A 20,331-nucleotide genomic window follows, 5' to 3' on the forward strand; every position below is an offset into this window, starting at 1 on the left:
TTCTACTTTCTATAACGATTTATCGTCGATACTATTTAACCATGTATCTATTTCGCCCACGACCGATTCGACCGTCCCCTCCTCAAACGGAGAAAGCAAATTAGCGACATTAATTAATTCGGTGAACGGCTTGCTGCCCCCTTGCTTGCAAAGATGAATATAATCTGCCCATGCCTCTTCATGATTTTCTCTAGACTTCTTCCAAAATTGAAACGCACAAATTTGTGCCAAAGTATAGTCAATATAATAAAACGGGTCGTTATAGATATGACTTTGACGTTGCCAGAAGCCGCCTTTTTCCAAGTATTCATTCCCATCATAATCTCGGTAAGGCAAATATTTTTTCTCAATTTCTCTCCAAGCTTTGTTCCGCTCAGCAGGGGAAACATTTGGATTTTCATAGACAAAGTGTTGGAATTCATCCACTGCAACTCCATAAGGTAAGAACAATAGCGCCTCACTTAAATGCGAAAACTTGTACTTATCTGTATCTTCTTTGAAGAATAATTCCATCCATGGCCAAGTAAAAAACTCCATGCTCATTGAATGAATTTCAGCGGCTTCATACGTTGGCCAATTATACTCAGGTACTTCGAAATGTCTACTTGAATAGACTTGGAAAGCATGACCCGCCTCGTGAGTTAGTACGTCAATATCTCCTGAAGTTCCATTGAAGTTCGAGAAAATAAATGGAGCCTGGTAATCACTAATATACGTACAATATCCTCCGCCAGCTTTCCCTTTTTTCGCAACGAGATCCATTAAATTCGAATGAATCATATAGGTGAAGAATTCATTTGTTTCCTCAGAAAGTTCTTTATACATCTTTTTCCCATTTTCAATAATCCACTCTGGATCACCCTTTGGCACAGGATTACCTGACTTAAAGCTAAATGATTCGTCATAGTATTTTAATTGGTCAATTCCAATCCGTTCTGCTTGACGCTTTCTCAACTTTACGGCTAATGGCACGATATGATCTTTCACTTGGTTTCTAAAAGTTGCTACCATTTCAGCATTGTAATCTGTTCTTGATAATCTTACATATGCAAGTTCCACAAAGGATGTAAACCCTAATTTTTTTGCAATACGAGTACGAACTTTCACAAGTTGATCGTAAATATCATCGAATTTATCTTGATGTTCTTTGAAAAACTCGAAGCGAACTTTATTTGCACGTTTACGCATATTACGATCTGTTGATTCAGTAAATGGCTGTAACTGTGCTAATGTACGTTCCTCACCCTCAAACATAATTTTTGCTGAGGCTACAAGTTTTGTATATTCCGAGGAAAGCTTGTTTTCCAATTGGAGATCTTCCACAACCTCAGGCGAAAACGTTTTTAGCTGTGTTTCAGCAAAATCGAAAAGCTGTTTCCCCCACTTATTTTCTAATTCAGATCGGAATGTTGAATGAACTAGTGCTTCGTAGTATTGAGTCGTTAAACCTTGGATTAAAGGTTGGATCTCATCTAAATAGTCCTGTTCATTCTTGTAAAACTCATCATTTGTATCAATCGTATGTCTGATATAGCAGATGTTAAAGGCTGTATCTACTTTTTTTTGGATCGCTACGATTTCCTTCATTGCTTCATCTTGTTCAACAAAATTTGCAGCAGTTTTAAATTTTTCAAGTGCAAGATTAAAAGATTGTTCGACTTCATCCATGATTGGACGTTCATATTTAAAATCATCAAACTTCATTGGATTTCCCCTTTTCGAATGACTATTTTCGTTTTATTGCTTATTGTTGATTTACACTACAGACGGAAGTTTGTCACTTCCATCAAATTGAATTTCCAATTATTAGCTATAAATTGAATATGTATACCTTTTCATTTTAAACTACCCACACCTATTAAATCTACAAGGAAGTTTTCATCATAAATTGATAAGAATCGCTAAAAATCTTAAGAAACTTGTCGATAAAAATAGTAGGATGGAAGAAACATTATTTTAAAATAATTCTTGTTACTATGTATGAAAGCTTAGGTGATCTAATTGGATAAATCGTCATTAATAGGAGTCTTTCTAGGGTTAATAGCCGTATTTGTAGGAATGGTTGTAAAAGGGGTACCATTATCTGCATTGGTCAACCCTGCTGCTTTTTTAATAATTATTCTTGGAACCATTGCAGCCGTAACCATTGCGTTCCCCACAAGCGAATTAAAAAGGGTTCCACAGCTTTTCGGTGTTCTTTTTAAAGATAAAAAGATGTTAAGTGTAGAGGAACTAATTCCAATGTTTTCTGATTGGGCAACAATTGCTCGTAAGGAAGGGCTTTTAGCTCTTGAGGTTAAAGTTGCTGAAGTGGAAGATCCATTCTTAAAAAATGGTTTAAGCATGGCGGTTGATGGACAAAGTGCTGAATTTATCCGTGATGTCATGTCTGAAGAATTAGACGCAATGGAAGAACGTCATTTATCAGGCGCTGCAATTTTCTCTCAAGCAGGAACATATGCACCAACACTTGGGGTATTAGGAGCCGTTGTCGGTTTGATTGCCGCTTTAGGTAATATGGAAGATACGAATGCACTTGGAGAAGCTATTGCTGCTGCCTTCATTGCTACATTATTGGGTATTTTCACAGGTTATGTACTGTGGCATCCATTCGCAAATAAATTAAAGCAAAAATCCAAGCAGGAAATTAAAAACAAAGAAGTCATGATTGAAGGAGTATTATCCGTTCTTGAAGGCCAATCACCACGTGCTATAGAGCAAAAACTTTCCATGTATTTACCTAATAGGGACCGTAGAACAGTTTTGACTGAAGGTGAAATGATAGATGGCTAATCGAAAGAGAAAGCGAAAAGCAAAGCAAGATGAGCATATTGATGAATCATGGTTGGTGCCGTATGCGGATATTCAAACATTGCTGTTAGCCCTTTTTATCGTTCTATTCGCCGCCAGTAATGTTGATGCTCAGAAATTTAACTCGTTGAAAAGCTCGTTTAATAGCATCTTTACTGGCGGGAGCTCTTTCCTAGAATATGAGAGTCCAGAGCCAGTTGATATAAAAAACATCGCGACTGGTAAAAAGGATCCTACACCAGAGGAAGTACAGAAGGCAATTGAAAAACAAGAGCAAGAGGAACTAAAGGAAGTACAAGAAAAAATTAATACCTATATCACAGAAAATGAGTTAGATTTAAGTCTACAAACAAATCTTACCGAAGAAGGTTTGTACGTAACGATTCAGGATGGTGCTTTCTTTAATTCTGCAAGTGCTAAAGTAAGGCCAGAAGATGTCAAGATTGCTCGTGAAATTTCGGAGCTATTGGTCATGAATCCACCAAGGAATATCATTGTGAGTGGTCACACTGATACGGTTCCCATTAATAATCATGAATTTAAAAGTAACTGGCATTTGAGTGTTATGCGTTCGATTAATTTTATGAGTATTCTATTAGAAAATGAAAAACTTGACCCAAGCCGTTTTAGTGCCCGGGGTCTTGGTGAATTTGAACCAGTTGCAACAAATGAAACACCTGAAGGTAGAAGACTTAACCGTCGTGTTGAAATATTAATTCTACCTAATACTGAACCACAATCAGAATAAGAATAATAAACATTAATGCCCATGGATTTTTCACCGTGGGCATTTCATGTATTACCAAATTATTTTCCAATTATGATCAACAGTTGCTTCAATTGTTCCTCTTTCCAGAATATAGTTTGCAATTAACTCTGACATATCAAGTGGTATATCCTTGATGATCGGCTTATCCTTGAACATACTATATTCTCCTCCACCGCCTGCACGGTAGTTATTCATGACCACATCATACTCTTTATCTGGTTGAACGACTTCCCCCTGAAAAGTTAAATGAACAACTCGCTCCCCTATCGGCTTTGAGATATCAAAAATATAGTCGATTCCTTCCCACATATCATAGTTATAATGCTGAGGCTTCGGTGTTGTAAACGATGGATTAATCGTCACCTCACCATTTTTAATCATAAAATAACTGGCACTTCTTTCTAGCGCTTGCTTCATGTCCTTTCCAGTAATTCGGATAACCGTCAATGTGTTTGGATAGATATAACTGGAAACGATATCTCTCATGGTAATCATTGAAGGAAACCCCTTCGTGACATTATTAAAAAGGGCTGTACTTGAAATAGATACCTTTGACGCATCCATTTGTACCTTATTAATAAATTCAATAAGGGGGTGTTCCTTTACGCGTGCTTGAAATGGATCGTCAATCGTCATATTACCTTGTACATGACCGATCGGTTTATCTAACCACTCCTGAGTCTTTCTTTCATACTCTTCAATTAGTTGAACCGAACTCTCATCAACATCCATTTCATCTACAAAAACAAGGTCAGGCTTTGATTCCGTAATCTTCCACTTATTTTCAGTTTTTGTAAGTGTTAACGTAATCTTACCAATTGCCTGCCCATTAAAACTTGGCTGTATGATTGGAACTCCATTTATCTCTCCAACTAATGCCCGATGCTGATGTCCAGTTAATAGAAGGTCAATCCCCTCTATTTCTTGACAGATACGGTAGCCTTGATTTTCACCAGTAAGCTTTTCAGTGCGCTCCCCTGTTTCGATATCTGCCTCAAATCCACCATGGTAAGAAACTGCTAATATATCAGGTTTTTCAATGGCGCGGATTATCTTTACCCATTCTTTTGTTGTTTCAAACGCATCTGTAAATGTTAATCCCATAATATGTTCAGGGTTCTCCCAGTTTGGGATATAGTGCGTGGTGACACCTAAAACAGCTACCTTTATGCCTTCCTCTAATTCAATCATGATATAAGGCTTGCCTGTAAATGGCTCTCCTTTTTCATTTAAAATATTTGCTGACAGCCATGGGAATTTCGAATCTTTCATAGCTTGTTGTAAAACTTCCATCCCATAATTAAATTCATGATTACCAATAATGGCTGCATCGTAATTTAAATGATTTAACAATTTTATCATTGGATTTACTTGACCTTGATTATAACGAACATAATGATATGTTAAAGGCGTTCCTTGTATTAAATCTCCATTATCAACAACGATAGTATTCTGATTACGATTTCTTTCTTGTTTAATGAGTGTCGCAATTTTTGCTAAACCGTGTTCTGCGGGCTCATTATTCCCATAATGAATGGGCAAAACATTTCCATGAACATCACTTGTTTCAAGAATTGTAATTGTAATAGATTTCATCTTTTTACCTCTTTTATATAGGCTGTAATATTAGTATACACAAACACAGACCATTATTAAGTTCGTTTTTAGAAAATTTATTTTTTATTGATAATCTTGTTTCCACTACAAGAGGAGGATTTCATTTTTTTATGTTTCATGCCTTTTCCTTTACGTTACGACGCTCGTTTGCTTGAGAGGGTCCTCTGGAGCGAAAACCTGTATTCATCGTTGAAAATTAAGGAACGACCAATTACCGCATTCATCAAGCGACTGCACTTCAAGCAACAGATGTGGCAATCAGCGAGAGCTACTTAGCGCTTTATCATTATTAAACAATTTGTTCGTACAGACCTATCATTCATTACAATTAAAACTATATTCTCCTAACATTTTGTGGTACTATTTTTACATCATAATTGGCAAGGGGAATGAATTTGAAAGTAGATTCTCGAGTTCTTAAAAATATCTTAATATATCTAATAATCGTAATCTTACCTACGATTTTAGGTGGTTTTTTATTTACTCATTTTCATTATCAAGCTACGATTACGAAACAGGCTGAAAAAACACAAAAAACTGTGACATTCCTTTCAAGCTATCTTGATCGATTTATTGGTGAAACAGTTGCAAGTACGAAAACTCTCTCAATTGTACTCCAAAATAAAAACAGTTCTGAAGAGATTGAAAATATATTAAAATCCATGCTAGAAACGGATAACCGTTTCTCAGGCCTACATTGGGCTAATCCAGATGGTAATATTCTTGTGTCCTCTTCTCCATTAAGTAAAAGGATAAATGCTTATGATAGAAGTTACTTTCAACAGGCAATCCAAACGAAACAACCTGTCATTTCATCACCTCTTACTGGCAGAATTACAGGTAATTATATCGTCACAATTGCTACACCGGTTGTTAAATCAAACGAAATCGAAGGAGTGCTGATACACAGTCTACGTTTAGATTACTTAGTAAATATCATTAGGGTTCTTTTCCCAGATGAATATTTAAGAGTTGTAGATTCAAACAAGAATGTGCTGATTAATACAAATTTTGATTTCGATTCATTAGATACAGATATTATTCAAACTGAACTATCCAATGTGAATTGGACGTTAGAAGCAAGACCAAAAGCCAACATAATGAATAAAAGCTATTTTGTGTTAAACTCCATTATTTTCTGTGGTATTTTATTAATTTTTACCCATATTTTATTTCTTTTCGGAAAGTATCATCTTTTAAAGCGACAAGCCATTCGTACGCGCGAAGAAAGTGAACACCAAAAGTTGGAAATGGTGGGTACATTAGCTGCAAGTATTGCACATGAGATTAAGAATCCAATAACTGGAGTTAAGGGCCTTATTCAGTTATTAAGTGAAAAACATCATGACTCCAAAGACCAATTTTATTTTTCAGTGATTCAACAAGAAATTATGAGAATCAATGACATTGTAAATGAATTCTTAATTCTTGGAAAACCTACTGCAGATAAAATGAAGGCTTATGACATGAATGAAATTGTAAAGGAAGTTCAACCTATTATTCAATCGGAATCAAATTTATATAATGTTGAATTTACTGTGCAATATACTCCATCACCACTTATCATCATGTGCTCGAATGACAATATCAAACAGGTTGTATTAAACCTTTCAAAAAACGCGATTGAATCTATGCAATCCCACGGTGGACGATTGGTGATTTCAATTCAACAAGAGGGAACCAACTGTTTGTTAAAGATTTCAGATACTGGGGTAGGAATTCCTAAACATATTATTGACAAAGTATATCAACCTTTTTTTACGAACAAGGAAACTGGGACTGGCTTAGGCCTTGTCATCTGTAAAAGAATTATAGATACGTATAAGGGTACGATTCAAATTAAAAGTACTGAAGGTGAAGGGACAACCGTAATAGTACGTTTGCCATTACATCAAGATGTAGAGTAGAAAACAGGAATTAAATATTGCCTTCTTTGTCTTCGGGTTTCAGGGTGTTCCACCTTACTAAGCCAGATAGGAGGGCAATTTCTTTTCCTGCTTCCCCTCATCAATTCCGTACGTGAGGTTTTCCCTCATACGGCTTTCCGATGTTCTTCTTTCTTTGGCTTTACGTACTTTCCTTACTTTGCCAATTTCACAAGTGTATGTTGAGTCATTTTATTAACTTGACCAATCCCACTATGTTTATTGCGTTTATTTCTCTTCTTATTCCAAAACAGCGTTAACCTTTCGATTACATACCAATCAATTCTGTTGAGCCATTTCTTGGCGATTGGTGAGATGAGATAGTAATTCTTGAATCCCTGGAGCTTCCTATTCAGTCCCTTTATCAATTCAAGCATATCTAGGAAAAGCTTATTCCTTTTCCCGGTATATTCTTTAATTTTATATCTCATATTCTTCATTGCTTTCTTTGTCGGAATATGTGACATGGCATAGATTTTAGAGCCTCCCCTGTTCATTACAGGAAACTTTCTATGATGTAATCCCAGAAAGTCAAAACCATCTGAGTCACCCCATATATTGACCAATCTAGATTTCTCAGCACTTAGTGTAAGGTCAAGTTTGTACATAATACCTTTTATTACTTCTATGGTTTCAAGTGCTTGTTTCTTGGTTTTACACATTACCACGTAATCATCTGCATAGCGAATCAACTCTCCTAAATGAGAGAATTTCTTTATCCAAATGGAATCCAACACATTTAAATAGATGTTCGATAATAACGGCGAAATGACCCCACCTTGCGGCACGCCTGTGACGGAGTCACGGAAATGGCCATCTTCCATGATTCCAGCTTTAAGCCATCTGCGGATAAGACTTAAAACCCTTTTGTCACTAATTCTCATTTGAATAAGGTTCATGAGTTTATCTTGATTGATATTATCAAAATAACCTTTTATATCAACATCTACTACCCAATAGGATTTCTTGCTTGTCTTTCTTATCTTCGCTATTGCCTTGTGGGCACTTCTTTTTGGTCTAAAACCAAACGAGCATTCTTGGAAGTTCGCTTCGAAAATAGGTTCAATAACCATTTTCATTGCCATTTGTGCTATTCTATCTTTGATTGTTGGGATACCTAGCGGTCTTTGTTTCCCATCACTTTTAGGGATATATGTTCTTCTAACAGGTTTCGGTCGAAATCTTTTCTCTTTGAGTTCTAGATAAAGTTCATTCATAAACTTACTTTCACCGTATTCTAGGACAATCTTTTCAATCGTTTGTCCATCAATTCCGCCACTTCCCTTTTTACTCTTAACTCTACGCCATGCCTCTGCAAGTATGTCTGGTCGATATACTTTGTCATATAACGCATGAAATCGCCGTGTAGGATTTTCCTTGGCACAAAGATATAAAGTTTTCCAGAGTTCTCGAGCTTTTACATCGGTGTAGTTAGCTAGTTTTCCAGCATTCACTACTCTTACCTCCTTTAAACTTGTGAACAAAGTAGGGTATTGGCTTATGCCGTCCTTCCCTAGACAACGTTATGTTGTCGTTGTCATCATTGGTACTATGACCCCCTCCGACTCCCTCTCATCCATCCACCATTTCGTTTGCACTCATAGGTTTCTGCTTTACTTTCGTAAGAAAGTGACGAGGAGGGTATCCCCAGTTCCGTTAACTACTTTACTAACATGTCGTTCCCCTTACCCCGAGAGATTCTTCGGTGCTGTATTTCCAAGTTCTCCACACCTTCCATGGTCTTCGCCTATTTTCACCAGTCTCGACTTCTCTTTGTCCTTATTTAAAGGTCTCTTTTTACGAGGCGGCAGGATTCACTTCATGTTACAACCTGTTAGCTTGCTCGCACTCTCTACGAGAGTTACTTTGTCACAGGGCTTCAACCTTAGGATTTCTCCACCAGTTGCCTGTCAGCTACTGAGCGTCTTGGCACTTACTCAGGTTGGACTCCCACCAACTAGCAATTAACGGCTTGCTGGGCACGCTAAAAACAAAAACCCACTTAAAAGTGGGTTTTTGTTATAAGTATAACTACACTGTTAAAATGGATTCGATTCGTTTAATCTCTTCAAATCCAAGGACAAGTTCTGAGGCTTTCGCATTTGCCTCAATTTGATCCGGATTTGTTGCACCAACAAGTGTACTCGCAATATTGTGCTGCCTTAATGTCCACGCGAGAGCTAATTCTGGCAAGGTAACATCTAATTCCTGGGCAAATTCCTCAAGTCGATCCAGTTTAGTTGACACAATCCCATTAAGAATATTCTTTACCCAAGTATTGACTTGAGAATTTGCTCCCCTACTTCCTGTTGGGATTGTGCCATCTCTATACTTTCCAGTTAATACTCCTTGTGCAAGCGGGGAATAGACCACTTGTGAAATACCATTTTTCTCACAAACTGGTATAATTTCATCCTCAATATCACGATGAAGCATATTATACTGAGGCTGATTCACAACGATTCGATCAAGTAGATATTTATCTGCAATGGCAACCGCTTCTTGAATTTGAGCTGCTGTCCATTCACTTACCCCTACATAAAGGATTTTTCCTTGCCTAACCAAATCGTCAATTGCTCTTAACGTCTCGTCTAATGGCGTGTCTTCATCATAGCGATGACAATAAAACACATCAACATACTCTAACTCCATGCGTTTTAAACTTGCATGAACTTGCTCCATTATATGCTTTCGGGATAAACCTCTATCATTTGGACCACTTCCCATCGGCCCATATGCCTTAGTTGTGATACAGTACGATTCACGAGGAAATTCTTTTAAAGCCCTCGCTAAAATACGTTCTGCTTCTCCACGCTCATACACATTTGCCGAATCAAAAAAATTTATACCAAGTTCATATGCTTTATGAACAGTTTTCGTAGCCATTTTTTCATCTACCGTTTTTCCAAAAGTAAGCCAACTTCCTAAACTAATTTCACTAACTTTTAGTCCTGAACGTCCTAACCTCCTGTATTTCATAACCTGCCTCCTCCATTTCGAAATACTTTCATACTACTTAATTTATCAGAAATTTCAAATAAGGTAAAGCGCTTACATATGTTTGCTATGTCGCTGCTTGTCTTGAAGTCCCTATTTATATTTTGATTTTTCACTTTACAAAAAGGTAAAAAAGGTTTTTCATAGAGTAAAGGATTAAATTTCATAAAATGTAAAGGAACAAAGGGGATTTTATAAAATGCTCGCAGCTAAAACACAGACGACAAAAAGTGCAGAGGACAGTGCTCAGAAAACGCTTTACGGAATTTTATTTATAATTGGATTTACACATATGTTAAATGACACCATTCAATCTATTATTCCAGCTATGTTTCCTATTTTAGAACGCTCAATGGGATTAACGTTCACACAGCTTGGATTCATTTCGTTCGCATTGCAGATTGTCTCTTCCATTGCTCAACCTGCTGTTGGGTGGTATACAGACAAAAAACCAATGCCTTATGCATTGCCAATTGGGTTAACCTTCACCTTTATTGGTGTGATTGGGCTAGCATTCGCACCAAACTTTGTAACTATTATTCTAGCTGTCTTATTAATTGGGGTCGGTTCTGCAGTTTTTCATCCAGAAGGATCTCGTGTTGCCTATATGGCCGCTGGAAACAGACGCGGATTAGCACAATCCATTTATCAGGTTGGTGGGAATTCAGGGCAAGCGCTCGCACCTGTCATTACAGCATTGGTTCTTGTGCCACTCGGACAATTTGGAGCTATTTGGTTTTCGCTAGTAGCGGCACTTGCAGTCGGGTTACTCGTATATATCGCGAAATGGTATTCGAGAACTCTTCAAACAATTGAACTACAGAAGAAAATCACGAAGGCCGTTTCTGCTGTTCCTCGTAACAAAAAGGCGATTAAGTTTGCATTAGTTGTACTGATCTTATTTGTTTTTGCTCGGACATGGTATATGTCGAGCATTACAAACTTTTACTCGTTTTATGTAATTGATAAATATGGATATAGCATTTCACAAGCTCAAATATTCATTTTCTTATTCCTTGCATCAGGGGCTTTAGGTACTTTCTTTGGTGGACCATTAGCTGACAAATTTGGAAGACGGAATGTCATCATTGCTTCCTTACTTGGAACCGCTCCTATGGCGCTAATACTCCCGTTTGTCGGTCCTCATGTTGCGATCGTTCTTGTAACGATCATTGGGTTTGTCCTTTTAACAAGCTTTTCAGTAACGGTTGTATATGCACAGGAGCTAATGCCTGGAAAAATTGGAATGATGTCTGGATTAATCGTCGGTCTAGCTTTTGGTATGGGAGGTATCGGCGGAGTAGCCATTGGATCGATTATTGATGCCATCGGCTTGACACCAACCATCATCATGATGGGCTTTTTACCCTTATTGGGTCTCTTAGCATTCCTATTACCAACTGATCGAAAACTAAACGAATGGAATAATGCTTGATTTGTTTATTGGGGGCTGTCCGATAAGTCCTAAAAAATAAGGCAAGGGAGAAAAACGACCGTTTTTCTCCCTTGCCTTTTTGTTTTTTTCGATTTTTCTCTGAAAGTAGCTCGCGTATGCCTGCTACTTTCAATATATTGTGGGCTAATGCCACCATTCCAAACTCGACATATACTTTGTCGAGCCCCCGCAGAGAAAATCTGCGAAACGACCTATTGCCCTTGATGTGACCGAACGCACTTTCTACTTCAACTTTACGTTGAGCGTAGATAGCGGACTTTTCATCACATTCAAGGGCTGTTTTAGCCTTGGCTTTCATTTCTTCAAAAATCGTATTCCAATGAATCTGACGATTCCCTTTTGCTTTTGTGCATTGTGCTTTTAGTGGACAATCGCTACAATCTTCACATTCATATATTTTGAAACTTTGCTCGTAGCCAGATTTATTCTTTTTATTCAGGTATTTTTTAAACGTTACTTTCATTCCTTTCGGGCAAATAAAATAGTCGTCATCTTCCACGTAAGTCCAATTTTTTGCGTTTTTGATGTCTTTTTTATATTTACGGGTTTGTTCCTGTACATAGCTTCCATACGGAATAAGAAACTCGAATCGTTGCTCTTTCTCATCTCCGACAGCGTAAACATAACTCTCCTCACTACCATATCCTGCATCGGCAATAACCGTTTTGGGTATTGGTAAAGAAGAAGCTGCCAGTTTCTCCATATGAAGGATGAAGCACCGAGTGTCTGTTGGGCGTTGATGTATTGTATAGTATAGAATAAACTGGTTTTCTGTTCCTACTTATACGTTGTATCCTGGCTTAAGTTGGCCATTTTTCATATGATCTTCTTTCATACGCAAGAAGGTGGAATCTTTGTCCGTTTTAGAATAACTATTGCGATCACCTAAAACTTCATTTTACTAAAAAGGATGATTTTTTTGTGTGTTTTTTTAAAAGTTACGAGTCAATACTATTAAATTTTGTAACCTTGTTGATTGTAGCGGAAGGTACGAGACTCCTGCGGGAAAAGCGTGGCCAGGGGAGACCCCGCAGGAGCTTGCGACGAGGAGGCTCCCGGACCGCCCGCGGAAAGCGAGTACCTGCAGCGGAAATCAACACCAGAATTTTTAGTAAACCCAAAAAACAAAAAATGAGGGCTGTCCTCAAAAGTCATTTTTCAGTGACTTTTTGGACAGCCCCTTTTACGTAAGGGTATGTTAGCTGAGTATGTTTTTAAATGTGCGAAAAACAATTTAATAAGCAAATTGAAAAAGTTGCAGTCTATCCTTAGCTTATCTACTAAACATTTATTTTCGTTTACAATTTAATAGGTTTATCAAATTTTTATTTTACAGTACAAGAATATACCGTTTTAGTATTTTACTGTACAAAGATAAACCGATTTCCACCTATACGAAATACTAGTTAGTGTTTCTCCGTCGAGGATAAACAAATTCTTCTTCCTATGCAATAATCCTTCTTCACATATTTCCTCAAAAAAAATGGTTCTAAATCAAATGTTGGGGTTTTAGGCTACCGCGCTACGCTTGGTGGCCTCTATAAAAAATGATGGATGATACCATTCATCATTTTTTATAGAGGAGAATCACACCAACTCGGTTAACCAATATGTACCCCAATTCTTTTATACTTGTGTGTTAATAAAATCTTCGCCCTAAAGCGTTCAAAAACTCTAAATCCATAAGCATTTCTCTTTAGAACTTTGGTTGAATTATTAATTCCCTCTAAAAACCCATTTGAATATTCATAGGCAAAGCTATTTAATACTTCAACTTGCCAATTTTGTATGGTCTTTATTGCTTTAATCATTTCAGGTATCTTTGAATCCTCAATTAACTTATATAGTTCTTCCAATTCCTTTTTAACCAAACTGATACTGTTTTTTCCGTTTTCTTTAGCACGTAAAAACCAAGTACGATATGCCTCTTTAATTTCATATGCTTGTTTGAGTTCATTCGACATCTCCAAGTAACGATTTAAATGCCATTTCTCATCCTTAGTTAAGCGTTGGCAGTCTTTATGAAAGACATGTTTCATACGTTTACACTTTTTACGGTCGTAGCCATGAAATTGGTTTTGTACTCGACGTCTTACTCCATCAAGCCCCCAATAGATGTAACGACAAAAATGAAATCTATCAGCTACAATAACAGGTTTACCCAATGCCTCTTGAACGGCTGCTTTAAAGGAATGATTCATATCCATTATGACTATTTGCACTCTAGATCCGTGCTTTCTTAAGTAGTCTTTTATCGTACGTTTATAACGATTTGGTAGAATATCAATCGGTTCTTTTGTTATCCCATTCGCAATGATTAACTGGTATTTCCCTTCGCGGGTATCACCCTTGTATTCATCAATAGCTATAACTGTAGGTAATTCTTCCACCGGACGAATTTCACTTCGTGAAATTTGATCGAATCGACGTATAATGGTTGAAGATGAACACCCGTAGATTTCAGCTGTTTCCTTAAATGTTTTTCCTTTAATCGCTTTAATTGATATAGCTTGATTCCATTCTATTGAGGTACGTTGATAACGCATGACAAAAGGATTTTTCTCTGAAAAACGTTTCCCACATTCACAGACATATCGTCTTCGCTTATAAAAGATTTGGGTTTTTCTTTCAAACCACTTTAAGTGTTGAATTTTTTGTATACGATAGTCATGAATTTTACTCGTCCTTTGATTACATTTAGGGCACCGATGTACTTTTCGCTCCATTTCAACGTACAGGCGGATAACTTCGCCTACTTCTTCAACATTGGTTAGGATAGACCCTTTTAATCCAGGAATAATCATGGTAAAATCCATATACACGCAACTCCATTCTTTAGACTTGTTTCTAGACAATTCAAGTATAAAAGAATGTGGAGTTTGCGTGTTTTTTTATGCACACAAAATTTTGTTTAAACCCCAACAAATATTATAGAGCCAAAAAAATAAACAATCCACATGGTGAATTGTTTGCTTTTTCCATTTATGATTTGTAGCTGACTTTTTGAAGTGCGAAAAATAACATGACTCTCTTTATAAACTGACGAAAAAGTGAATGGTTTCGTTCTGCTGCTTCTGCTCGTTGATAGATATTTAAAAGTTCATCAAGTTCTTGACTACACTCAATCGTTTCATTACTTGTAAACCCCGTACTATTAGCAATTGTGATCATTTCTTCTCTTTTTCTATTAATTTCGTCTAATAGTAACTGTTTGTAATCTACACGCTTGGTTTCCAAAACTTCCACTCCTTTTAATTTACCCGTTAGACGAATCTAACGCGAGCATACAACTATCGTATGCCAGCCAATACAACTTTTGGCGCATCTGAAGTTGTTACTCTATGAATTATTACAAAATCTACTATTTATGTAAATAGATTCGCAAAATAAGACATTTTTTTCTTTAAATTTTTTACAAAATTGTGTACGAAATCGTTTCCAATACTCTTTTCAATCTTTTTCGACATTCGAAATAATACAGGAACCGACATGAATTTTAATAGAAAAAACCTATAGGCATTGCACCTATAGGCCATATCCTTTATTTAATTCGATCAATATGCGTCACACGGAATTCTTTCGCTTCGAGTTTTCTTTTAATTTCCTGAATTCGATCATCACCGAGTGAACCTGGTAGATTTAAAATAATGCGGCGGAGATATGTTTCTCCATTATCCAGTGTTAACATGCCGTCAATATTAATATCACGAATCAAGGAAACAAGTTCTTTAATTGCCCCTTTATGTTCAATCGTGGCGATTGTTAAGGTATATCCACCCGTCTTCATTCCAAATGAATCTTCAAGGACATCCATCACATTTGAATGTGTGATAATTCCTTTGAATTCTTTTTCGAAATTCACTACCGCAATAAATGGTAAACGACGGATTGTTAAAAAAGCCTTAAAAAATGAATCCTCTTCAAAAACATATGCATCCTTGCTTTCAACGAGTGTAGACACATTTACATCGGCGTCGCCTTGTTTTTCATATAAGTATTCTAAGATGTCGACCTTGTATATTAAACCTTCAAATTGAGTACCATTTTTAGATAATACGGGTACGGAACGAAAACCCGTTTCATTTAAAAACTGAAGAGCTTGTGCAATCGTAAAACTGTCATCACAATATTTCACATCTTTTTTTTGGACAAAATTGTAGCGTATCTTCATTTTTCCCAACTCCTCATTTTATAGAAAGAATGACCATCTACATCTATCATATATTCAACCTAGCATAAGTATTCTAGAGAGATTGTTTGAACAGATTTAATTTTTTGATGCGATTTGCTGCTTCGATTAATCGGTCCTCATCCGTTAGAAGGCCAGCACGTACATAGCGATCTCCATATTTGCCAAAACCAATTCCTGGTGCGACTGCAACATGGGCTTTTTCTAGTAATAGATCTGCAAATGTAACGGATGTATACCCTTCAGGAACTGGAAGCCATGCGAAGAATGAGCCTTTTGGTGCTTTTACATCCCACCCAATGTCTTTTAGCGCACTTATAAAAGCATTACGTCTTGATTCATACTTGTACACTAACTCGTTGACACACTCCTGTGAATCTGATAATGCTGCGGCAGCCGCTACTTGGATTGGACTAAACAAACTAACATACAAATGGTCTTGGAGTAAGTTTATCGCTTCAATTACACTTTGATTTCCGACTGCAAAACCGACTCTCCACCCCGCCATATTATAGGTCTTGGAAAGTGTATAAATTTCAATTCCGACATCCTTGGCACCATCAACTTCTAGAAAGCTAATTGGCCTTTTCCCTTCAAATCCTATCGCACCATATGCAAAATCATGCACAACACAAATGCCTTGTTTTTTCGCAAAAGAAATGGTTTCCTCAAAAAATTCCTGTGATGCAATGGCCCCTGTCGGGTTATTTGGATAATTTAAAAACATCACTTTCGCTTTTTCTAGTTTTTCAGGATTGATTTCTGAGTAATTAGGTAAAAAATCATTTTCTTCTCTTAAAGGCATATACTCCATTACGGCTCTCGCTAGTTCAACACCTGACCAATAATCTGGGTAGCCAGGATCAGGAACCAATGCCACATCACCTGGATTTAAAAGACATTGTGGGATCTCCACTAATCCTGCCTTTCCACCAAATAAAACAGCGATTTCGGTATTAGGATCAAGATGAACCCCATATTCACGTTTGTAAAATTGTGCCACTGCCTTCTTCAAAAAGGAATGCCCTCGAAACGGAGAATACTTATGGAACTTCGGTTGATCGCTAGCCATTTTCAATGCTTCGACAATATGTTCGGGCGTTGGTTGATCTGGATTACCTTGCCCTAAATTGATCACATCATGGCCCTGAGATGCGACATGATTAACCTTAGAAACGAGAGAGGCAAAGAATTGCTTTGGTAAATTCTGTAACACTTGTGATTGTTGGAATTGTTTCATGTTTACACCTTCTTCAAAATACTTGAAATAATAGGTAAAAATCATATATTGTTAGAGTAACATTTAACTATGGAGGTCACCAGATGAATTTAAAAGTTGCGTGTATACAGTATGATATTCAATTTGGAAAACCGCAAGAAAATTTTGAAATCGTTTCCAAAGAAATCGATAAAACAATGAAACAAAACAAACCAGATATTATTATTCTACCAGAGCTTTGGACAACAGGATATGACTTAACTAGGTTAGATGAAATTGCTGATGAAAACGGTGATACAACAAAAGCGTTTATTCAAAAACTAGCTCAAGAATACCAAGTGAATATTATTGCTGGCTCCATCGCAAAAAAAGTCGGAAAAGATGTCACAAACACGATGTTTGTCTTTAATCGACAAGGAGAATTCGTGAGTGAATATAGTAAACTACATCTGTTCCAACTTATGGACGAACACTTGTATTTAAAGGCTGGTGAAGAAAAAGGCGAATTCATGATTGAAAATATCCCAGCTGCTGGTGCCATCTGCTATGACATCCGCTTCCCCGAATGGATTCGTGCCCACACAACAAAGGGTGCAGAAATCGTATTTGTAGTTGCAGAATGGCCCCTCCCTCGTCTCCACCATTGGCGGACATTACTTATTAGCCGCGCGATCGAAAATCAATGTTATGTTGTTGCTTGTAATTGTGTTGGAAGTAATCCAGATAACGTCTTTGCTGGACATTCAATGATTATCGATCCATGGGGGGAAATTATAGCTGAGGCTGGAACTGAGAGCACGACATTAGTTGGCGAAATCGACCTTTCAAAGGTTCAACAAGTGAGAAATCAAATCCCAATTTTTAAAGATCGTCGTCCTACATTTTATGAATAATTAAAACAATATTGACAATTAGGTACATTCGTTGGTATGATTCAAATCATATACAAAAGTTCATATATTTATGAATCTCTTATCAAGAGCAGGCAGAGGGACTTGGCCCGATGAAGCCCAGCAACCGACCGATATTTCACATTTAGATGAAACGCGATGAATAGCGATGGGAATTCCCCATACGGCACGGTGCTAATTCCAACAGGAAATCCAAATCTTAGGTGCATTCGCGATTACATATCGCAAATCACACCAGAATAGAATTGATTTTCCTGGCAGATAAGAGGTGCGAAGCCGTGTCTTCAAGCCTCTTTCAATTTGAAAGAGGCTTTTTTCATTTATGAGAAAAGCCTCCAACGACGTCAACATGAATCAAAACGAATATTGGAGGTAGATAAGATGGTAACATCACATCAAATGAATTATGAACCATTAAATGAGACAACCGCGGTAGCATTGGCACTTCGATTAGGTCTATATGAAGAAGGAACGTTTTTGAAATGTAAGGAAGTGAGTATAGATAATCAACACCTCGTATTTCAGGTAACTGATGACAAAAATGAGAATAGGATTTTAATAAAACAGGCATTACCCAAGGTTAATGATGGCAATCAATCAATATCCCGTTCCAACTCAACAATTGGAACCACAGCCTTATTATCTGCCGCTGACTATGTTCCTTCACTTGTACCAAGAGTCTATTATTATGATGAAGCCCTTGGGGTAACAATTATGGAAGATTTTTCTCATTTAGAAAATATTGAATCTGGTTTCATTAAAGGAAACACCTATCCCCTTTTATCTGAACACATCGGAACATTTTTAGCCAATTCTTTGTTCTACACATCAGATTATGGACTAGGGGCCGCACAGAAAAAATCTTTCATGAAGGCATTTAATCGTCCCGATCAGTGCAAAAACTTAGAGAATCATTTCTTAACACAATTTGATAGTCCATCAGATTATTCCGATGAGAGAGTTCGAAATGAGATTGAGCAAATCAGGGCTGACGAGTCACTTAAACATGAAGTTGATAAGCTACAACTAACATACAAAACCAATCAAGATGCCCTTTTACACGGTTATTTCCATACTGGAAATATTTTTGCGGGCCAAACAGAAACGAAGATTGTAAACTATGAGTTTGCCCACTATGGTCCACTCGGTGCTGATTTTGGTCAATTTATTGCAGATCTATTACTTATTCTGATTTCACAGGACAGTAACAATCGTGAACGAGTCTTTCAACATATAGAAAAAACTTGGGATGTATTTTCGAGAACCTTTACGAACCTTTGGAACAATGAAGATGTATTTTTAACTCACGAAAAACCTGCCAATTTACCAGATGTTCTAAAACAAACACTTGAAAATACGATAGGGTTTGCAGGGTATGAGTTAATCTATAAAACAATCGCTCAAATAAAGAATTCGAATTCGGATGGCACACATAATACCGAACACAGATTCACAACGAATCAGCATGCACTTCGGTTGGGTAAAAAGTTGATCATTGAACGAAGATTGTTTACAGAACTTAAAGATCTACGAAACTATGTAGAAAAAACAGCTGTGAAAAAACAGCATGAGCTAGCCACGAATTAGTATGAAAGAGAATAAGTAAATAAAACACTTCAATGTGAAACCACATTGGAGTGTTTTAGATTGTGTCGCTATTTTAATTGTAAATCTAACTCAAAACACCCTCTAATTCTAGTAATTTTTCTTTCAAGTCTGTTCTTGTGCCAGTATAGCCTGTTAAGGATTTGTCCTTTCCAATAACGCGATGACATGGGACAACAATTGGAATTGGATTCTTTCTGTTTGCTTGTCCAACCGCACGAACAGCCTTTGGATTATCAATAGCATTTGCAATGTCTGCATAACAGCGAGTTTCACCGTATGGAATGTTTAACAACTCATTCCATACTTGTTCCTGAAATGTCGTACCTTTAAATCGAATCGGGAAACGAAACGTTTTACGGTGACCGCTAAAGTATTCTTCAAGTTGATGTTTGATCGTAAGAAGGATCTCATCTTCTGGAGCATATACAACCTGGTATTTTTTACAAGTCTCTTCCCAGTCCTCTTTCGATAAAGAAATATCAACTAAAGCTTGATCATCTGCAAGAATATAAATCGTGCCAAAAATATCCGTCTGCATTTCACTGTATTTAAACATGGAATGCACTCCCTCCTTAATGAACTCCTACCCTTATTTTACAAAATGGTCTCGCTTTTGGATATGTTTAATTTTGACTGTTCTACAAACTTTACCATATTGTGACTTTTATGGTTGGAGGTTTCCCTTTTAACTAAATTGCACCCATTCTAGTCATTGCCTTCGTAGCAAACTTTTTTTAAAAGGATAGCCAAAATATGGTTTTACCATTCTTTATTAGAAAGGGGAATGATCGTTTTTCATAGCAAATTCTACCATACATTTGGTAGAGCT

The 20,331-nt window shown here is 37.0% G+C and carries 15 protein-coding genes and 1 pseudogene; 6 read left to right on the plus strand and 10 right to left on the minus strand.

The features are described from left to right. Positions 1 to 9: 9 nt before the first annotated feature. On the minus strand, positions 10 to 1,704 hold the full coding sequence (locus ACWPVE_RS01825) for a M3 family oligoendopeptidase (RefSeq protein ID WP_453990331.1): 1,695 nt from the start codon (positions 1,702 to 1,704) through the stop codon (positions 10 to 12). Positions 1,705 to 2,001: 297 nt separating this feature from the next. Here ACWPVE_RS01825 and motA point away from each other — a divergent pair, with 297 nt between their 5' ends. Next, entirely contained in the window at positions 2,002 to 2,793 is a 792-nt protein-coding gene (motA, locus tag ACWPVE_RS01830) for a flagellar motor stator protein MotA (protein ID WP_453990333.1), read from the plus strand. After that, positions 2,786 to 3,559 (plus strand): flagellar motor protein MotB, encoded by a 774-nt coding sequence (gene motB / locus ACWPVE_RS01835; protein ID WP_453990335.1) that lies wholly within the window; start codon positions 2,786 to 2,788, stop codon positions 3,557 to 3,559. Before motA ends, motB begins: the two co-directional genes overlap by 8 nt. Before the next feature lie 51 nt (positions 3,560 to 3,610). Here motB and ACWPVE_RS01840 read toward each other — a convergent pair whose 3' ends face one another. Continuing rightward, on the minus strand, positions 3,611 to 5,176 hold the full coding sequence (locus ACWPVE_RS01840; RefSeq protein WP_453990337.1) for a bifunctional metallophosphatase/5'-nucleotidase: 1,566 nt from the start codon (positions 5,174 to 5,176) through the stop codon (positions 3,611 to 3,613). Between the two features lie 416 nt (positions 5,177 to 5,592). Between ACWPVE_RS01840 and ACWPVE_RS01845 the strand changes: the two genes are divergently transcribed. Then, the gene (locus ACWPVE_RS01845) at positions 5,593 to 7,104 is read left to right on the plus strand and encodes an ATP-binding protein (RefSeq protein ID WP_453990339.1); all 1,512 of its coding nucleotides are present in this window, start codon (positions 5,593 to 5,595) and stop codon (positions 7,102 to 7,104) included. Positions 7,105 to 7,277: 173 nt separating this feature from the next. Here ACWPVE_RS01845 and ltrA read toward each other — a convergent pair whose 3' ends face one another. Beyond that, the gene (gene ltrA / locus ACWPVE_RS01850) at positions 7,278 to 8,576 is read right to left on the minus strand and encodes a group II intron reverse transcriptase/maturase (RefSeq protein ID WP_453990341.1); all 1,299 of its coding nucleotides are present in this window, start codon (positions 8,574 to 8,576) and stop codon (positions 7,278 to 7,280) included. A 577-nt stretch (positions 8,577 to 9,153) separates the two neighbouring features. Next, positions 9,154 to 10,101 (minus strand): aldo/keto reductase family protein, encoded by a 948-nt coding sequence (locus ACWPVE_RS01855; RefSeq protein WP_453990343.1) that lies wholly within the window; start codon positions 10,099 to 10,101, stop codon positions 9,154 to 9,156. A gap of 217 nt (positions 10,102 to 10,318) precedes the next feature. On the opposite strand from ACWPVE_RS01855, the gene ACWPVE_RS01860 reads away from it, so the two are divergent. Continuing rightward, on the plus strand, positions 10,319 to 11,554 hold the full coding sequence (locus ACWPVE_RS01860; RefSeq protein WP_453990345.1) for an MFS transporter: 1,236 nt from the start codon (positions 10,319 to 10,321) through the stop codon (positions 11,552 to 11,554). Here ACWPVE_RS01860 and ACWPVE_RS01865 read toward each other — a convergent pair. The 5 genes and pseudogenes from ACWPVE_RS01865 to ACWPVE_RS01885 form a co-directional block, all read right to left on the minus strand. Next, a pseudogene (locus tag ACWPVE_RS01865) lies at positions 11,469 to 12,338 on the minus strand (transposase); the annotation flags it as partial. The gene ACWPVE_RS01860 and the pseudogene ACWPVE_RS01865 sit on opposite strands and share 86 nt — an antisense overlap. Positions 12,339 to 13,176: 838 nt before the next feature. Then, complete coding sequence (locus ACWPVE_RS01870) at positions 13,177 to 14,397, minus strand: ISL3 family transposase (protein WP_429896512.1); 1,221 nt, start codon at positions 14,395 to 14,397, stop codon at positions 13,177 to 13,179. A 160-nt stretch (positions 14,398 to 14,557) separates the two neighbouring features. Further along, positions 14,558 to 14,812: an aspartyl-phosphate phosphatase Spo0E family protein gene (locus tag ACWPVE_RS01875; RefSeq protein WP_453990347.1), complete on the minus strand. Its 255-nt coding sequence runs from the start codon at positions 14,810 to 14,812 to the stop codon at positions 14,558 to 14,560. 304 nt (positions 14,813 to 15,116) lie between these two features. After that, positions 15,117 to 15,746, minus strand: coding sequence for a cyclic di-AMP binding protein CbpA (gene cbpA, locus ACWPVE_RS01880; RefSeq protein WP_453990349.1), 630 nt, complete (start codon positions 15,744 to 15,746; stop codon positions 15,117 to 15,119). Positions 15,747 to 15,819: 73 nt separating this feature from the next. Then, positions 15,820 to 17,004: an aminotransferase class I/II-fold pyridoxal phosphate-dependent enzyme gene (locus tag ACWPVE_RS01885; protein ID WP_453990351.1), complete on the minus strand. Its 1,185-nt coding sequence runs from the start codon at positions 17,002 to 17,004 to the stop codon at positions 15,820 to 15,822. Positions 17,005 to 17,087: 83 nt separating this feature from the next. Between ACWPVE_RS01885 and ACWPVE_RS01890 the strand changes: the two genes are divergently transcribed. Together ACWPVE_RS01890 and mtnK are read left to right on the plus strand one after the other, a co-directional pair. After that, positions 17,088 to 17,876 (plus strand): carbon-nitrogen family hydrolase, encoded by a 789-nt coding sequence (locus ACWPVE_RS01890; RefSeq protein ID WP_453990353.1) that lies wholly within the window; start codon positions 17,088 to 17,090, stop codon positions 17,874 to 17,876. Positions 17,877 to 18,275: 399 nt separating this feature from the next. Then, on the plus strand, positions 18,276 to 19,481 hold the full coding sequence (gene mtnK, locus ACWPVE_RS01895; RefSeq protein ID WP_453990355.1) for an S-methyl-5-thioribose kinase: 1,206 nt from the start codon (positions 18,276 to 18,278) through the stop codon (positions 19,479 to 19,481). A gap of 85 nt (positions 19,482 to 19,566) precedes the next feature. Here the strand turns inward: mtnK and ACWPVE_RS01900 are convergent, their stop codons facing one another. After that, the gene (locus tag ACWPVE_RS01900; RefSeq protein WP_453990357.1) at positions 19,567 to 20,058 is read right to left on the minus strand and encodes a methylated-DNA--[protein]-cysteine S-methyltransferase; all 492 of its coding nucleotides are present in this window, start codon (positions 20,056 to 20,058) and stop codon (positions 19,567 to 19,569) included. Between the last annotated feature and the right edge of the window lie 273 nt (positions 20,059 to 20,331).

This window comes from Bacillus nitroreducens (assembly GCF_964021195.1).

What these genes read in the sequence shown, in the direction of transcription:
- ACWPVE_RS01825 (WP_453990331.1), bottom strand. Translation starts at nt 1,704, where the DNA reads ATGAAGTTTGATGATTTTAAATATGAACGTCCAATCATGGATGAAGTC.
- motB (WP_453990335.1), top strand. Translation starts at nt 2,786, where the DNA reads ATGGCTAATCGAAAGAGAAAGCGAAAAGCAAAGCAAGATGAGCATATT.
- ACWPVE_RS01840 (WP_453990337.1), bottom strand. Translation starts at nt 5,176, where the DNA reads ATGAAATCTATTACAATTACAATTCTTGAAACAAGTGATGTTCATGGA.
- ACWPVE_RS01855 (WP_453990343.1), bottom strand. Translation starts at nt 10,101, where the DNA reads ATGAAATACAGGAGGTTAGGACGTTCAGGACTAAAAGTTAGTGAAATT.
- ACWPVE_RS01860 (WP_453990345.1), top strand. Translation starts at nt 10,319, where the DNA reads ATGCTCGCAGCTAAAACACAGACGACAAAAAGTGCAGAGGACAGTGCT.
- cbpA (WP_453990349.1), bottom strand. Translation starts at nt 15,746, where the DNA reads ATGAAGATACGCTACAATTTTGTCCAAAAAAAAGATGTGAAATATTGT.
- ACWPVE_RS01885 (WP_453990351.1), bottom strand. Translation starts at nt 17,004, where the DNA reads ATGAAACAATTCCAACAATCACAAGTGTTACAGAATTTACCAAAGCAA.
- ACWPVE_RS01890 (WP_453990353.1), top strand. Translation starts at nt 17,088, where the DNA reads ATGAATTTAAAAGTTGCGTGTATACAGTATGATATTCAATTTGGAAAA.
- mtnK (WP_453990355.1), top strand. Translation starts at nt 18,276, where the DNA reads ATGGTAACATCACATCAAATGAATTATGAACCATTAAATGAGACAACC.
- ACWPVE_RS01900 (WP_453990357.1), bottom strand. Translation starts at nt 20,058, where the DNA reads ATGTTTAAATACAGTGAAATGCAGACGGATATTTTTGGCACGATTTAT.